Raw genomic sequence first — 15,737 nt, 5'->3', positions numbered from 1 at the left:
AGAGTAAATCATCAAACAGGATTATCTTGGCGGCGATAGTGCAGTGGACCCACCTAATTCCATGCCGAACTTAGAAGTGAAACGCTGTAACGCCGATGGTAGTGTGGGGCTTCCCCATGTGAGAGTAGGACACCGCCAGGTAGAAATGAGAGGCCCTAGGTAGAGATACCTGGGGTTTTTTGTTATGGGAAGGAGGGTGAGATAAAGTGGCAGCGGAAAAAATCTAGCTGGAATAAAATCAGATAAAGCTAAAGCAGACAAGACTAAGCAAACCAAATCAAACTAAAACAAAGCTCAGCCTCTTTTTACTTCAGCTTACTTCATTTTATATCTCTTTATATCTCTTCGTTTGTCATTTTACATCCTTTAGTTTAAGTTTATCTTTTCTTCTTTTTCTCTTTACTTTCTTGAGTCATCCCTGACTTAGAATCCGTAAGGGTCGTTGTTAGACTACGTTAGTTTCACTTTATTTCAATTATAAATGTATCAGTGAAGAAGCTTGTTTCAACTCTACACCATCTCAACCAATGTCTACTTAAATAGCCTTTCACTTTCATTTTCACTTTTAGTCTAACTAATTACATACATATGTGAACGCTGATATGTAAATAAAATAGTGTGTACTGAGAGGTGAAGTGAGTATATGGAGGCTTGGGTAAGATATAAAGAAAAGATTAGTACTTGAATTTGATGAGAGTTTATTTACTCTCTTATTATTCCTAAACAAATAATGTTTAATTAGATAGCTTTTTTCAACTTTTTAATTAGATTGGGTGAGAGGAATCTAATTAAAAGACTGAATTTAGTCTATACTATTTTCAGTCTTTTTATGATGAGATAATTTTTTAATATGTTTTATAAATAAGATAAGATTTAATTTTATGCATTTAAGACGTTTTGGATTTCAGTCATACTTAAATGATAACCATGTGGGCATTCGCGCCATGCATCTAGCATACGTGTGTATTTATCCCACATTGGTACTTGTGAGTCACAACCGTGCTCACAGCGCATGAATTCTTGGTATTTACCTTCAACACCAGTAATAAAACGAAGATAGTTAAGGTATTTTTTTTCACGCACAGCACAGTAACCTGCGAACTGTAAACGATGTGGTGTAAGCGCTGACTTATCATTTAAGTTATTATAAGATACTTGTAGAGCATGGTACATTTCTAATGTATCTAGTACTATTTGGCACTCATTTTCGGATAAATCAGAGAATTCTTTATCTAATTCTTTTAATTCAAGAGCAAAGCCACCTTTGACAATAGCTTCTAATCTTTGGTATTTTGAGCTATTCTGACTGTCTAATAGACCCATTAATTTATATTGGTTTGCTAAGATCAGACGTTGAGTTGCGGTCATTTCCATAATATATTCCTGTTAGTCAATTTCATTTAAAATATCTTGTGATAAATCTTGTTTTGGATTTTCAACTTTTCCGTCTTTTACTCGATATTCAAGATTTTGAAAGTAAGCTTCACGGAAAGTAATGTAGGGATCTTGTGATTGATCTAAAAGAGCTTCTTTATCTAGTGCTTTTGCTCTTCCATCAATACCTTGAATGCCCCATTTCACTAATCCCCAAGGACCTAGTAATGATAACATTGGATAAGTCGTATCTGCTAGATTACCAATGTCTTGGCGTGGTGTAGCTGGTCCATAGAAGGGCAGCATTACATAAGAACCTGTTTCGATACCATAGCGACCTAGTGTATCACCAAAGCGGCTGTTGTTTTCAATTTTCAATGGTGCGCTATAACTAGCAACATCAATTAGCCCACCTAGACCAAATACAGTGTTAATCCAAAATCGATTAAAATGTACCATGGCTTTTTTAAAATCACCTGATAATAAACGGTTAACAAAGCTAGTTGGCTCATCTAAATTATTTGTGACATTTGTTAAACCTGATTTTACTGGTGTTGGAACATATTCTTTCCAGCCTTTTGCAACAGGTTTTAAAATATAAGGATCAACTACTTTATAGTTAAAATCCCACATGGTTCGGTTAAAACTTTCCAATGGATCTTTACGTTCTCCAGTTTGCGAATCAATCGTTGCACAACCACTCAATATTGCAGATGCCAAAAAAATTGTCACTAGAAGTTTGTTTTTTTTCATATCCACTCTACTTTAAGATTAAAAGACATCCCATTCTACCAAGTTAACTCATAACTACAAAATAATTTGTATACACATAATAAACTTGCAATGATTTGTATTTTTATGCATTATTATTGAATAATTATTTATTTTAACGTTTGCGAAATAACTTGAATAGTTACGTATTGTTCATTAGAATTGCTGAGTTTAACTTTTATGAACCTATTTTTTCGTTTAAGTTAACTTTCAGACACGACTTAGTTTTATTGATAAGACCCTAAAGTGCGGTCAGTTTTTCACAGATTTTACTAAGTTGTGGTTAATGAACATTCGTAAGTGTTCAACCAAACTAAATTAGGAGTTTTTTATGTCTGAAGAACCAGCAATCCTTGTATTAGCTGATGGTAGCGTTTTCCATGGCAAGTCAATCGGCGCAAAAGGCTACGCTATTGGCGAAGTCGTTTTTAATACCTCAATGACAGGCTACCAAGAGATTCTCACCGACCCTTCTTATTTTAAACAAATTGTGACATTAACTTATCCTCATATTGGCAATACTGGCGCAAATCAAGAAGATTGTGAGTCAAATAATGTATATGCAGCAGGCTTAATTATTCGTGACTTGCCTTTATTACACAGTAACTTCCGCTCGGAAGAGAGCCTATGTGATTACTTACAAAACAATAATGTGGTTGCTATCGCCGATATCGATACTCGCCGCTTAACTCGGATTTTACGTGATAAAGGCACACAAGCTGGCTGTATTATGACAGGAGAACTTGATGAAAAAAAAGCGCTTGAGTTAGCTAAAAGTTTTGGTTCAATGGCGGGTAAAGATTTAGCTCAAGAGGTAACGAGCAAGGACTCATTCACTTGGACATCGGGCGAATGGCAGTTGGGTAAAGGTTTTGTCGAGCAAACACAACCTGAATTTAATATCGTGGCTTATGATTTTGGCGTAAAATACAATATTTTAAGAATGTTAGCGGAGCGTGGTTGTCGAATCACTGTTGTGCCAGCGAAAACCCCCGCAGAACAAGTGCTCTCGCTCAATCCAGATGGTATTTTTTTATCCAATGGGCCTGGTGATCCAGAACCTTGTGACTATGCGATTTCTGCGATTAAAACCTTACTTGCATCAAAAAAGCCGATTTTTGGTATCTGCTTAGGTCACCAATTGCTTGGCTTGGCCGCAGGCGGAAAAACAAAGAAAATGGCATTTGGTCATCACGGTGCAAACCACCCAGTGCAAGATTTAGATACTCAAAAAGTTTTGATTACAAGCCAAAACCATGGTTTTGAGGTGGATGAAGCTAGTTTGCCAAGTAATGTGCGTGTAACACACCGCTCTTTATTTGACCATTCGGTACAAGGGATTGAGTTGATTGACCAATCTGCCTTTTCTTTTCAAGGGCACCCAGAAGCAAGTCCAGGCCCAAACGATGTTGCTTATTTATTTGATAAATTTATTAATGAAATGCGTAAAGCAAATTTAAGTCAATTATCGACTTACGCTGCACATCATTAATAAAAAATGAACTTTGCGTAGAGGAGCACAAAAATGATCTTATCTACGCAAAATTTATCAAATAATGACCGCACTTTGCATCTGAAACGGAGGCTTAATGATGTTAACACCTTATCCATATCAACTCGTCAATGTTTTTGCTGAAAGCCATTTTGGTGGTAATCCGTTGGCTGTTTTTCCGCAAGCAGATGGTTTAAATGATCTGCAAATGCAGCTGATTGCACGACAATTTAATTTGTCCGAGGTGGTATTTGTGCATCAAGCCGAGCAGCTAAGTGCGGTGAAAAAATTACGAATTTTTACCCCTGATTATGAGCTACCTTTTGCGGGTCATCCTACGATTGGTGCGTCGTTTGTACTACATCGTCAATTAGGTTTACCCGATCAATATGTACTGCAAACAAATGCAGGATTGATTGAGATTTATCATCAACAAAAGCAGATTATTTTTGGTTTGAATACGGATATTCAGATTCAAACTATCAAGGACGATCCCCTTTTATATACAAAACTATTGGGTTTGCAGCCAGCTGACATCGCTCAAATTGCTTGGGTGAATACGGGGAGTCAGCAACTGCTTATCCAACTGAATTCTGCTTCCGCTATTAAAACTTGCCAAATTGACACCGCACTTTTTCATCAACTTGTTCAACAATCTGCTTTGTATGTGTGGTTTGAAGAACATAACCAAGCCAAAGTGCGGTTATTTTTTGGCTCAAATGGTGCAGTTGTGGAAGACCCGGGCACAGGATCTGCAGCTGCAAATTTAGGTGGACTATGCATAAAAAATGGCTTAACGCCACTGAATTGGAAAATTGCCCAAGGCGATGAAATCCAACGTCCAAACCGTTTAACATTAAGTGTTGACGAATCCGAAACCATTTATGTTGGCGGTGAAGTGATTGCAGTAGGGAATGGTGAGTTTTTTGTGCCGAGTGATAATATTAAGTAAGTGGTAATAAATAATCAATTTTATAAATACAAGAACTAGCAAGCTTGTACTATTAAGGAGAGGAGGAATTATGTCGAAAATTAAGACAAGTTTTAATGTTATAGAAGAAAGTACAAAACGTTTAGCTGTGTTGATTGATGCTGATAACGCATCTGCTAGAGATATTAAAGCAATATTAGAAGAAGTAACAAAATATGGTGAAGCGACAGTTAAGCGGATTTATGGAAATTTTGTTTCTACTAATGGTCAATGGAAAGAAACAATTAATCAATATGCGATTAAACCAATGCAACAGTTTGCATTTACTACGGGTAAAAATGCAACAGATGGTTTTATGATAATTGATGCAATGGATTTGTTATATACGAACCGTTTTGATGGTTTCTGTATCGTATCAAGTGACAGCGATTTTACGGCTTTGGCTATTCGTTTAAAAGAACATGGGGCTACTGTTTATGGCTTTGGAAAAAAACAAACGCCTTTAGCTTTTCGTAATGCATGTAGTCGTTTTATCTATGTTGAGAATTTACATGATGATGAGCCAAGTCAGGTAAATGATGAGGTTAACCAAATGAGTAATGTCTCTAAACCAGAGGAAACAGCTACAGCTATTTCATCAGTGAAGCCAATTCCTATAGAGACATTGAAGAAAATTTTTGAACAACAAAGTGATTGGATCCAATTAGGATTATTAGGACAACAATGGGGTTTGTTAGAAACTGATTTTGATCCAAGAAATTATGGATGTAAGAAATTAAGTGATCTTGTGAAAAAACATGACGATATTTTCGAATGTTCAATGAGAAATGTATCAGAAAGTGGTCAAGCTCAAATGTATGTTAAATTGAAAAAATAATGTGCAGAAACCTTGCTTGATTTAAAAGAAAAAACGTACGGTTAAATTTTTAATCGTTTTACAGAGAGAGAACAAAAATGCCAAAACGTACAGATATAAACACCATATTAATTATCGGCGCGGGTCCAATTGTGATTGGGCAGGCGTGTGAATTTGACTATTCGGGGGCACAAGCCTGTAAAGCGCTGCGTGAGGAAGGGTATAAAGTCGTCTTAGTGAACTCAAATCCTGCGACGATTATGACTGATCCGAATATGGCGGATGTGACTTATATTGAGCCGATTGAGTGGCGAACGGTTGAGAAAATTATTGAAAAAGAACGTCCAGATGCGATTTTGCCAACAATGGGCGGTCAAACTGCGTTGAACTGCGCACTAGATTTATCGAAAAATGGCGTGTTGAAAAAATACAATGTAGAACTGATTGGTGCGACTGAAGATGCCATTGATAAAGCAGAGGATCGTGGTCGTTTTAAAGAAGCGATGGAAAAAATTGGTTTAAGCACACCAAAATCTTTTGTTTGTCATACCTTTGATGAAGCCTGGGCAGCGCAAGCGGAAGTGGGGTTTCCAACTTTGATTCGTCCATCTTTTACAATGGGCGGTTCTGGCGGTGGTATTGCCTATAACAAAGATGAGTTTTATGCGATTTGTGAGCGTGGCTTTGATGCCTCGCCAACTCACGAATTATTGATTGAGCAATCGGTTTTAGGTTGGAAAGAATATGAAATGGAGGTCGTACGTGATAAAGCTGATAATTGCATTATCGTGTGCTCGATTGAAAACTTTGACCCAATGGGTGTGCATACGGGAGATTCTATTACCGTAGCACCTGCGCAAACTTTAACCGATAAAGAATATCAGATTATGCGTAATGCCAGCCTTGCGGTGTTACGTGAGATTGGTGTAGATACCGGTGGTTCAAACGTACAATTTGCGATTAATCCACAAAATGGTGAAATGATTGTGATTGAAATGAACCCACGTGTAAGCCGTTCTTCTGCGCTTGCTTCAAAAGCGACAGGCTTCCCAATTGCGAAAGTGGCAGCGAAATTAGCAGTCGGTTATACCTTAAATGAATTGCGTAATGATATTACAGGCGGATTAATTCCTGCTTCTTTTGAACCCTCGATTGATTATGTCGTGACTAAAGTGCCACGTTTTGCCTTTGAAAAATTCCCGAAAGCCGATGATCGTTTGACAACCCAAATGAAATCGGTAGGTGAGGTAATGGCTATGGGGCGTACATTCCAAGAGTCATTGCAAAAAGCCTTGCGCGGTTTAGAAACGGGCATTTGTGGTTTTAATTTAATGTCGGAAGATCTTGAGAAAATTCGTCAAGAATTGGGAAACCCTGGGCCAACACGCATTTTATATGTCGCAGATGCCTTTGGTGCGGGCTTCACGTTAGATGAGGTGCATCATTACAGCAAAATTGATCCGTGGTTCTTAATTCAAATTCAGGATTTAGTTTTAGAAGAGTTGGCGTTGGAAAAACGAGTGTTAGACGAGTTGGATTATGCGGAGTTACGCCGTTTAAAACGCAAAGGCTTCTCTGATAAACGTATTGCTCAATTAACGAACTCTACAGAAAGTGCGGTCAGAAATAAACGCATTTCGTTAAATTTACACCCTGTTTATAAGCGTGTAGATACCTGCGCAGGTGAATTTACTTCGGATACTGCGTATCTGTATTCGACTTATGAGGAAGAATGTGAAAGCCGTCCTTCAGATAAGAAAAAAATTATGATTTTAGGTGGAGGACCAAATCGTATTGGTCAAGGGATTGAATTCGATTATTGCTGCGTTCACGCCTCACTTGCATTACGTGAAAGTGGTTTTGAGACCATTATGGTGAACTGTAATCCAGAAACAGTTTCAACAGATTTTGATACTTCTGACCGTTTGTATTTTGAACCATTAACATTGGAAGATGTGCTAGAAATTATTCATGTAGAAAAACCGTATGGCGTGATTGTGCATTACGGTGGGCAAACACCATTGAAATTAGCGAATGATTTATATGCTAATGGTGTGAATATTATTGGTACCTCAGCCGATAGCATTGATGCTGCAGAAGATCGTGAACGTTTCCAACAAATACTGCATACATTAAATTTAAAACAACCAACTAATCGTACTGCGCGTGGAGCAGAGGAAGCGGTGAAATTAGCTGAAGAAGTTGGTTATCCATTGGTAGTGCGCCCCTCTTATGTATTAGGTGGACGTGCAATGCAAATTGTGTATAACGTGGAGGAATTGAAGCGCTATATGCGTGAAGCTGTTTCAGTTTCTAATGACAGCCCAATCTTATTAGATCACTTTTTAAATAATGCGATCGAAGTGGATGTAGATTGTATTTGCGATGGTGAAGACGTCGTGATTGGTGGCATTATGCAACATATTGAACAAGCGGGGATTCACAGTGGCGACTCGGCTTGTTCATTACCACCATATTCATTAAGCCAAGAAGTGCAAGATGAAATTCGTCGTCAAACTGCTGATATGGCATTTGCATTGGGAGTAAAAGGGTTGATGAATGTGCAGTTTGCGGTACAAGATGGCGTAATTTATGTCTTAGAAGTCAACCCTCGTGCAAGTCGTACCGTGCCATTTGTGAGTAAAGCGACTGGCCGTCCATTAGCGAAAATTGCGGCACGTGTGATGGCAGGCATCACTCTAAAAGAGCAAGGTATTCAAGACGAAGTGATACCGCCGTTCTATTCAGTGAAAGAAGCAGTATTTCCGTTCATCAAATTCCCTGGAGTGGATACAGTATTAGGTCCTGAAATGCGTTCAACAGGTGAAGTAATGGGGGTGGGCAAAACCTTTGCTGAAGCTTTCTTAAAAGCACAGCTAGGTGCTGGTGAACGTATTCCAAAAACAGGAAAAGTCTTCTTGTCTGTAAATGATGCGGATAAGCCACGTTTATTACCTATCGCTCGTCAATTACAAGAGGCAGGCTATGGTTTATGTGCGACTTTAGGTACAGCAACATTTCTACGTGAAAATGGCATTGCTGTACAAATTATTCATAAAGTGCGTGAAGGGCGTCCAAATATCGTGGATGCAATTAAAAATGGTGAGATTGCGATGGTGATTAATACGGTAAGTGGTTTAGCAGAAACTGTTACTGATGGACACGAAATCCGTCGTAGTGCTTTGCAACAGAAAGTCTTTTTACAAACTACACTTGCTGGTGCAGAAGCACTTGCTGATAGTGTTAGTCGTTTGGCAGATTCCTATGTGTATTCAGTGCAAGAGCTACATCGCAGTTTACATAATGTATGCTAGTTAAATTAAAAGAGCGGTGAAAATGACCGCACTTTTTCTTTTTTCACACAAAAAAATCGGGACACTTGCCCCGATTTCTTATCTCTTACTGTTTAGTAATTAAAGGTAGTATTTTTCAACTACTTTTAAGTTGTCATCAAGTTTGTACACTAATGGCTGACCTGTTGGGATTTCCAAGTCCATAATATCCGCATCAGAAATGCCTTCAATATGTTTTGCCAATGCACGTAGTGAGTTACCATGTGCAGTTACAAGAACACGTTTACCAGATAGTAATGCTGGTGCGATTTGATCTTCCCAGAATGGTAAGACACGCTCAAGCGTGATTTTTAAGTTTTCAGCATCTGGCACAACATCGCTTGGTAAATGAGCATAGCGGCGATCGTTGTGAGCAGAGTATGGATCTTGTGGATCTAAATCTGGAGGAGAAATATCGTAAGAACGGCGCCAAATGTGCACTTGCTCATCGCCATATTGTTCAGCTGTTGCTTTTTTATCTAGACCTTGTAATGCACCGTAGTGACGCTCATTTAAACGCCAGTTTTTCACTTGTGGGATCCAAAGTTGGTTGGATTCTTCTAATACGATGTTACATGTTTTGATTGCACGTGTTAATACAGACGTGAAGGCGATATCAAATTCAAAACCTGCTTCAAGTAATTTTTTACCTGCTGTTTTTGCTTCTTCGATACCACGTTCAGTTAAGTTCACATCGCGCCAACCTGTGAATAAATTCTTTGCATTCCACTCACTGAAACCGTGGCGAATAAAGACCAATTCCATAAAAAATCTCCTCAATGTTAATGAAAAATAATATCGCAATTTATAGCAAAAAACCGTTATCTTTAAAAGGAAAATACTTTGATTTTCTGATCTGTCGCAAGAATTTTGAGGAAAATTAGGTTTAGAGCGGTTGGCTAAATAATGGTATAGTTAAGTCGAAATTGATTAAAGGAAAGTTTAGTAATGTGGTTTTTATTGGATAAGTATAAAACGCGTAAAATTTTAACCGCACTTTTGAGTGGTGGTTTATGTTTTGCTGTTTCAGTACAAGCAAATGATTTATCTCAAATTCAAAAACAAATTAAACAGCAAGAACAAAAAATTGCTGAGCAAAAAAAAGAACAGCAAAAGCTCCAATCAACTTTAAAAACGCAAGAAAATCAGATAAACACAGTGATTACTCAATTGCGACAAACTGAAATAGATTTAAAAGAAATTCGTAAGCAAATGAGTGAAACTGATAAACAAATTAAGCGTTTAGAACAGCAAGAAAAAGAGCAAAAACAGAAACTCGCTAAACAACTGGACTCAGCTTATCGTTCTAGTTCAAATCCATCAACATTAGAGCGTATACTTTCTGACGAAGCAAAAAACGCAGATCGGATGAAGCAATATTATGTACATATGAACCAAGTACGTGTAGCACTTATTGAAGAGCTAAAAGTAACGCAAGCGCAATTAGCAAAAGATAAGGCGTTAATTATTGAGCAACAGAAAGCGCAACAAACCCAATTATCAACGCAAAAAAAACAGCAACAAGAATTACAAAAAGTTCAGCAAGAGCGCCAATCAACGTTAAATCAATTGAATCGGAGTTTATCACGAGATGAAACACGTTTAGAAACGTTGCGAGCGAATGAAAATGCGTTACGCCAAGAGATTCAACGTGCTGAACAAGCTGCTCGCTTACAAGAACAACGTGAGCGAGAAGCTTATGCACAAAAAAAACAAGCAGAAGAAAAGAAAACACAAAAACCTTATAAACCGACTGCACAAGAAAAACAATTGATGGCAAGTACAAGTGGATTGGGTAAACCCAGTAAGCAATATGCTTATCCAGTAGTAGGCAAGATTTTAAATAGTTTTGGTTCCGCTCAAATGGGCGAGTTACGCTGGAAAGGTATGGTAATTAGTGCTGCTGCTGGCGCAACAGTCAATGTGATTGCAGATGGTAGAGTCATCTTGGCTAGCTGGTTACAAGGCTATGGTTTGATGGTTATTGTTAAGCATGGTGAAAATGATTTGAGTTTATATGGCTATAATCAATCAGTCACCGTAAAAGAAGGGCAATTTGTTAAAGCGGGGCAAAAGATTGCCGAAGTGGGAACGAGTGGAGGGCAATCACAATCAGGGTTGTATTTTGAAATTCGCCGTAAAGGTGTTGCTGTTAATCCTGTGGGTTGGTTGAAATGAGTAAATTGAGGTTAGTTTGGCTTAAAAGTACGGTCGTTTTTGCTGTTATTTTGTTTCTGGTGCCAGTGCAGGCAGCGAAACTTGCTATTGTGATTGATGATGTTGGTTATCACCAAAAAGAAGATGCCCAAGTCTATGCAATGCCAAAAGCTGTTTCCGTCGCAATTATCCCTTTTGCACCTTACGCAAAACAACGTAATTTACAAGCGCAGCAACAGGCACGAGATATATTGATTCATATGCCGATGCAACCATTAAGCCAGCAAAAAATAGAAGCGGGTGGCTTAACGCTAGGCTTAAGTGAAGCAGAAGTTAGGGAGCGTGTAAAAATAGCGAAAGACATTGTTTCTTATGCAATTGGTATGAATAATCATATGGGAAGTGCCGCAACCTCAGATGTAGATTTAATGACAAAGTTGATGGTAGCCTTACGAGAGCAAGATTTATTCTTTTTAGATAGCCGTACTATTGGGCGAAGTGTTGCGCATAAAATAGCAAAGGAACAAGGTGTGTCTTCCCTTGAGCGCCACATTTTCCTTGATGACAGTAATGAATATGCTGATGTTCAGCGTCAATTTCAGCGAGCGGTTCACTATGCACAAAAAAATGGCGTCGTAATTGCGATTGGCCACCCACGTAAAAATACCATTTCTGTTTTACAAACTGGATTGCAAAATTTGCCGGCTGATGTGCAATTAGTCGGTATTGGTCATTTATGGCGTAGTGAAAAAGTACTTCGAATAAAACCTTTGATTTTATTGTTTAATGATATGCCAGCACCAACATCAATTTCACCTTATGAATTTGTCCCTATGCTAAGAGGCGTGCCGCAGTAAAGTAAAAGAGCCTTCGATTTTCTCAATGTTTTACATAAAAATCATGATTAGATGCTGATAAGCAGCGCTTTTGATAAATAAGGATATTGAATTACTGTGATAATTTTTGTAATAACCTATCCATTGCTCGATAACTGAGCGCTTCGGCTAAATGATTTTGATTTATTTGCATTTCATTATTGAGATCAGCAATTGTGCGCGCGACTTTTAAAATACGATGATAAGCACGCACTGATAGTCCTAATTTAGTTAGTGTATTTTCTAAAAATAATGCGTCTTTATTTTGAAGTTTACAATCTCGTTCAATTTCTTTACTGGTTAAATATGTGTTAATTTTGCCAGCTCGAGCGAGTTGAATTTCTCGAGCCTTTAATACTTTTTCACGTACTTGAGTACTGGTTTCACCACGATCACTGTGGTTATTTTGTAATGTACCTTGTGGTAATAAAGGGACTTCAATAGATAAGTCAAAACGATCCAAAAATGGTCCAGAAAGACGGTTTAAGTATCGCATAACTTGTTGTGGTGTGGCACGATTATGGGGACCTTGATAATGTCCTGTTGGACTAGGGTTCATTGCTGCAACTAGTTGAAAACGTGCAGGAAATTCAATTTTTGCATTAGCACGAGAAATAATGATACTGCCACTTTCTAATGGTTGGCATAATGCATCTAATACTTTACGGTCAAATTCAGGTAGCTCATCTAAAAAAAGAACACCATTATGAGCAAGTGAGATTTCTCCTGGTTTAGGGATCGTTCCACCGCCAACTAAAGCAGGAATGGATGCACTATGATGGGGTGTACGAAAGGGACGTTGTTTCCAATTATGAAAATTTAACTCATTATGTACCAAACTAGTTACTGCTGCTGTTTCAATTGCTTCTTGATCTGTCATATCGGGCAGTAGCATGGTTAAGCGACTGGCTAACATCGTTTTTCCAGTACCTGGTGGACCCAAAAAGAGTAAATTATGTTGTCCTGCTGCAGCAATAGTTAAGGCTCGTTTAGCATGTTGTTGGCCAATAATATCAGTTAAATCCAATGGATTTTTTACGGAAAAATTAACTTCACTTTGTGTAGTCAATGTTGAAGCTAGAGGCAAGTTGACGCGATCGTTTAAAAAGTTCACAACATCTAATAAATTATTCGCAAAATAAGTTTGCTGGTTTGAAACTAGGCTTGCTTCATTGGCATTTTGGCTGGCTATAATTAACTTTCGCTTTGCTTTTTGCGCAGCAAGAATAGCTGGAATAACACCTTGTACACCACGTAGTTCACCAGTAAGTGCTAATTCACCAACAAACTCAAATTGCTGAAGTTTTTGTGCTTCTATTTGTCCTGCTGCTGCGAGCATACCTAGAGCAATAGGTAAATCAAAACGCCCTCCTTCTTTGGGTAAGTCGGCTGGTGCAAGATTAACGGTAATGCGCTTGGCAGGATATTTGAATTGAGCATTTAATAATGCACTACGTACTCGATCTTGTGCTTCTTTCACGGTTTTTTCTGGTAAACCAACTAAATTAAATTGTGGTTTACCATTGCTAAAATGTACTTCAATTGTTACTAGAGGGGCTTGTACACCAATAGAAGCACGACTATATACAATAGCAAGAGACATCCTTGACTCCACAAGTTGTTAGAAAAAGAAAACTTGCAGAGAATAAAAAAAGTGCGGTTTATTTTTCATAAATTTCGCACTTTTTTATGATTTTGATCGCAAAAATAACTTATTTTTCAGCAAAAATGGGGGCAAACCAGCTATCTAATTTTGTTGATAGGCGATCAATACCAATTCTGTTCAAAGCAGAAAACGCTTCGACTTGGATATCACCTTGGAAAGGTAAAATAGCTTCACGGACCATTTTGACTTGTTTACTTCGAGCGCTTTGGCTGAGCTTATCTGCTTTCGTTAATAATAATAATACAGGTAAGTGAGCAGAAACTGCCCATTCAATCATTTGTTGATCGAGATCTTTAAGTGGATGGCGGATATCCATTAATACTACTAAACCAGCTAAACATTCCCGTTTTTGTAAATATTCGCCAAGGGATTTTTGCCATTGAATTTTCATTTGTTCAGGAACGGCGGCATAGCCATAACCAGGTAAGTCTACTAGTTTACATTGTGGCTCAACTTCAAATAAGTTAATTAATTGAGTGCGTCCAGGAGTTTTTGACGTTCTTGCTAAACTTTTTTGATTTGTTAAAGCATTTAACGCGGTTGATTTTCCTGCATTTGAACGACCTGCAAAAGCAATTTCAATACCCGTATCTTCTGGTAAAGTACGAATATTAGGGGCGCTAGTGAGGAAATGTGTTTTGTGATAATTCAATTTGATGTCAGACATAAAGGCTCCTTTGTCGCGCTTAGGATACCTTATAAACACCGATAAAAAAATGAAAATATCGGTAAATTATGCGAGAATAGCCTACCTTTAAGCTAATTTACTTGAATTTTATGGCAAATCAATTTTATCAATGGCCAAATCCACATGCGTTATATCCTGATCGTGGCAAAAAGTCCTATCGTTTAAAACGTTTTCGTTTTCAGCTACGCTCATTATTGCATTTTGCTTACATTAAACGTTTTGAGCAATTTATTAATGCAAATCCAACGTTAGTGAATTTGCTTAATAAGAAAGCAAATTTCAGTTATCCACTTGCACATCGTTTCTTAGATAAGCGTTTTAATACTCAGCAACGTTTTGCTAGTATTTGTGACAATTTACATTTTATTCCTGAAAAATTGACTGCACTTCACTTACCTCAGTTATGGCAACAGCCTATTTGTTTTGGTGAAGTGATTGAGGATTTTGAGCTCTATTTAAATATTAATGAATATCAAGCAATGGAGGGTTTTTGGGCATTGGAGCTACGTTATAAACCAACACAGGAGTTGATCTATTTATTAACGTTTGGAAAAGTTAAACAAGCCTTATTAATTGCGGTCATTCAAGGACCTAATTTTGATGGTTCAAAGGATATAGTAAAACAACTGACTAAAAAATGTCATGGTTTGCGTCCTGCATATTTGATGGTAGAAGCCATGAAGGCATTAACGCACACATTTGGTTATCAAAAACTATTAGGTATTCCACACAAGTATCAAAATAAATCGCGTTTAGTACAAAGTAAACGTTATGTGGTGGATTATGATGCGATTTTTGCGGAATCATCAGGTGTGTTAAAAGATTATTGGGAGTTACCAGTCCAATTTAATATCAAAGAAATGGACAGTATTCCAAGTAATAAACGATCAATGTATCGCAAACGTTATGCGATGTTAGAACACTTACAAGATTCAATGAATCGTATTCTACGGAAAGAATAGTGAGGTCGCTTAAAGCGACCTTTAATTTTTTAATGTGTAGTCTATTTTCTGAATAGTTGGGCATTAACTTGAGATATTAACAGCACCTTGATAACCTAGCTGGCGCCAAGCCTCATAAACAGCAACAGCAACAGAATTAGATAAGTTCATGCTACGGCTATTTGCTGTCATCGGAATTCGAATTTTTTGTTGTGCGGGTAAGTTATTAAGAATATGCATAGGAATACCGCGGCTTTCAGGACCAAACATTAGATAATCACCCACTTCAAATTGTACTTGGCTATGTGCTGGTGTTCCTTTTGTTGTTAAGGCAAAAAGACGTTTAGGTTGTTCTATCTGTAAAAATACATCAAATGTTTTGTGTCGTTTTATCTCAGCAAATTCATGGTAATCTAAGCCTGAGCGACGTAATTTCTTATCATCCCAAGTAAAACCTAATGGCTCAATTAAATGCAAACGAAACCCCGTATTTGCGCATAAACGAATAATATTACCTGTGTTTTGTGGGATTTCAGGTTCGTATAACACAATGTCTAACATATCTAATCATTATTAATCAAAAAGAAGGATAAAGTTTAGCATAAATTTGGTGTGGACTAAATGTTAGGATGTTATTGTGCTTTATCAGAAAAT

Annotated in this window: 13 protein-coding genes and 1 rRNA gene; 8 read left to right on the top strand and 6 right to left on the bottom strand. The window is 37.7% G+C overall.

Annotated elements, in window-relative coordinates; translation table 11 throughout:
- The first annotated feature begins 25 nt into the window (after positions 1-25).
- A 5S ribosomal RNA gene (rrf, locus tag DYE19_RS08950) occupies positions 26-141 on the top strand.
- Positions 142-879: 738 nt separating this feature from the next.
- Here rrf and DYE19_RS08945 read toward each other — a convergent pair.
- Together DYE19_RS08945 and DYE19_RS08940 are read right to left on the bottom strand one after the other, a co-directional pair.
- Entirely contained in the window at positions 880-1,374 is a 495-nt protein-coding gene (locus DYE19_RS08945; protein ID WP_115323309.1) for a YfbU family protein, read from the bottom strand.
- Between the two features lie 12 nt (positions 1,375-1,386).
- Positions 1,387-2,127: an MlaA family lipoprotein gene (locus DYE19_RS08940; RefSeq protein WP_115323308.1), complete on the bottom strand. Its 741-nt coding sequence runs from the start codon at positions 2,125-2,127 to the stop codon at positions 1,387-1,389.
- Between the two features lie 349 nt (positions 2,128-2,476).
- On the opposite strand from DYE19_RS08940, the gene carA reads away from it, so the two are divergent.
- From carA to carB, 4 genes are all read left to right on the top strand, one after another.
- The gene (carA, locus tag DYE19_RS08935; protein WP_115323307.1) at positions 2,477-3,637 is read left to right on the top strand and encodes a glutamine-hydrolyzing carbamoyl-phosphate synthase small subunit; all 1,161 of its coding nucleotides are present in this window, start codon (positions 2,477-2,479) and stop codon (positions 3,635-3,637) included.
- A 100-nt stretch (positions 3,638-3,737) separates the two neighbouring features.
- The gene (locus tag DYE19_RS08930; protein ID WP_115323604.1) at positions 3,738-4,589 is read left to right on the top strand and encodes a PhzF family phenazine biosynthesis protein; all 852 of its coding nucleotides are present in this window, start codon (positions 3,738-3,740) and stop codon (positions 4,587-4,589) included.
- Positions 4,590-4,659: 70 nt separating this feature from the next.
- The gene (locus tag DYE19_RS08925) at positions 4,660-5,445 is read left to right on the top strand and encodes an NYN domain-containing protein (RefSeq protein WP_005765601.1); all 786 of its coding nucleotides are present in this window, start codon (positions 4,660-4,662) and stop codon (positions 5,443-5,445) included.
- Positions 5,446-5,522: 77 nt separating this feature from the next.
- Complete coding sequence (carB, locus tag DYE19_RS08920; protein ID WP_115323306.1) at positions 5,523-8,738, top strand: carbamoyl-phosphate synthase large subunit; 3,216 nt, start codon at positions 5,523-5,525, stop codon at positions 8,736-8,738.
- 99 nt (positions 8,739-8,837) lie between these two features.
- On the opposite strand, the gene DYE19_RS08915 is transcribed toward carB, so the two are convergent.
- Positions 8,838-9,521, bottom strand: coding sequence for a 2,3-diphosphoglycerate-dependent phosphoglycerate mutase (locus DYE19_RS08915; RefSeq protein ID WP_049214954.1), 684 nt, complete (start codon positions 9,519-9,521; stop codon positions 8,838-8,840).
- Between the two features lie 183 nt (positions 9,522-9,704).
- On the opposite strand from DYE19_RS08915, the gene envC reads away from it, so the two are divergent.
- Positions 9,705-10,934 (top strand): murein hydrolase activator EnvC, encoded by a 1,230-nt coding sequence (envC, locus tag DYE19_RS08910; RefSeq protein WP_115323305.1) that lies wholly within the window; start codon positions 9,705-9,707, stop codon positions 10,932-10,934.
- A complete protein-coding gene (locus DYE19_RS08905; protein ID WP_115323304.1) occupies positions 10,931-11,770 on the top strand; it encodes a divergent polysaccharide deacetylase family protein in 840 nt (279 codons plus the stop codon). Before envC ends, DYE19_RS08905 begins: the two co-directional genes overlap by 4 nt.
- Before the next feature lie 91 nt (positions 11,771-11,861).
- On the opposite strand, the gene DYE19_RS08900 is transcribed toward DYE19_RS08905, so the two are convergent.
- Both DYE19_RS08900 and yihA read right to left on the bottom strand, forming a co-directional pair.
- The gene (locus DYE19_RS08900; protein ID WP_115323303.1) at positions 11,862-13,391 is read right to left on the bottom strand and encodes a YifB family Mg chelatase-like AAA ATPase; all 1,530 of its coding nucleotides are present in this window, start codon (positions 13,389-13,391) and stop codon (positions 11,862-11,864) included.
- 109 nt (positions 13,392-13,500) lie between these two features.
- Entirely contained in the window at positions 13,501-14,121 is a 621-nt protein-coding gene (gene yihA, locus DYE19_RS08895; protein WP_046339915.1) for a ribosome biogenesis GTP-binding protein YihA/YsxC, read from the bottom strand.
- 110 nt (positions 14,122-14,231) lie between these two features.
- Here yihA and DYE19_RS08890 point away from each other — a divergent pair, with 110 nt between their 5' ends.
- Entirely contained in the window at positions 14,232-15,104 is an 873-nt protein-coding gene (locus DYE19_RS08890) for a VirK/YbjX family protein (protein ID WP_049214962.1), read from the top strand.
- A gap of 63 nt (positions 15,105-15,167) precedes the next feature.
- Here the strand turns inward: DYE19_RS08890 and trmL are convergent, their stop codons facing one another.
- Positions 15,168-15,644 (bottom strand): tRNA (uridine(34)/cytosine(34)/5-carboxymethylaminomethyluridine(34)-2'-O)-methyltransferase TrmL, encoded by a 477-nt coding sequence (trmL, locus tag DYE19_RS08885; protein ID WP_046339917.1) that lies wholly within the window; start codon positions 15,642-15,644, stop codon positions 15,168-15,170.
- Positions 15,645-15,737: the final 93 nt, after the last annotated feature.

It is taken from the genome of Pasteurella canis, from assembly GCF_900454865.1.
Classification (GTDB): domain Bacteria; phylum Pseudomonadota; class Gammaproteobacteria; order Enterobacterales; family Pasteurellaceae; genus Pasteurella; species Pasteurella canis.
The sequence above is the reverse complement of the archived record's forward strand: the minus strand, read 5'-3'. Positions and strand labels throughout refer to the sequence as shown.

What these genes read in the sequence shown, in the direction of transcription:
- DYE19_RS08945 (WP_115323309.1), bottom strand. Translation starts at nt 1,374, where the DNA reads ATGGAAATGACCGCAACTCAACGTCTGATCTTAGCAAACCAATATAAA.
- DYE19_RS08940 (WP_115323308.1), bottom strand. Translation starts at nt 2,127, where the DNA reads ATGAAAAAAAACAAACTTCTAGTGACAATTTTTTTGGCATCTGCAATA.
- carA (WP_115323307.1), top strand. Translation starts at nt 2,477, where the DNA reads ATGTCTGAAGAACCAGCAATCCTTGTATTAGCTGATGGTAGCGTTTTC.
- DYE19_RS08930 (WP_115323604.1), top strand. Translation starts at nt 3,738, where the DNA reads ATGTTAACACCTTATCCATATCAACTCGTCAATGTTTTTGCTGAAAGC.
- DYE19_RS08925 (WP_005765601.1), top strand. Translation starts at nt 4,660, where the DNA reads ATGTCGAAAATTAAGACAAGTTTTAATGTTATAGAAGAAAGTACAAAA.
- carB (WP_115323306.1), top strand. Translation starts at nt 5,523, where the DNA reads ATGCCAAAACGTACAGATATAAACACCATATTAATTATCGGCGCGGGT.
- DYE19_RS08915 (WP_049214954.1), bottom strand. Translation starts at nt 9,521, where the DNA reads ATGGAATTGGTCTTTATTCGCCACGGTTTCAGTGAGTGGAATGCAAAG.
- envC (WP_115323305.1), top strand. Translation starts at nt 9,705, where the DNA reads ATGTGGTTTTTATTGGATAAGTATAAAACGCGTAAAATTTTAACCGCA.
- DYE19_RS08905 (WP_115323304.1), top strand. Translation starts at nt 10,931, where the DNA reads ATGAGTAAATTGAGGTTAGTTTGGCTTAAAAGTACGGTCGTTTTTGCT.
- DYE19_RS08900 (WP_115323303.1), bottom strand. Translation starts at nt 13,391, where the DNA reads ATGTCTCTTGCTATTGTATATAGTCGTGCTTCTATTGGTGTACAAGCC.
- yihA (WP_046339915.1), bottom strand. Translation starts at nt 14,121, where the DNA reads ATGTCTGACATCAAATTGAATTATCACAAAACACATTTCCTCACTAGC.
- DYE19_RS08890 (WP_049214962.1), top strand. Translation starts at nt 14,232, where the DNA reads ATGGCAAATCAATTTTATCAATGGCCAAATCCACATGCGTTATATCCT.
- trmL (WP_046339917.1), bottom strand. Translation starts at nt 15,644, where the DNA reads ATGTTAGACATTGTGTTATACGAACCTGAAATCCCACAAAACACAGGT.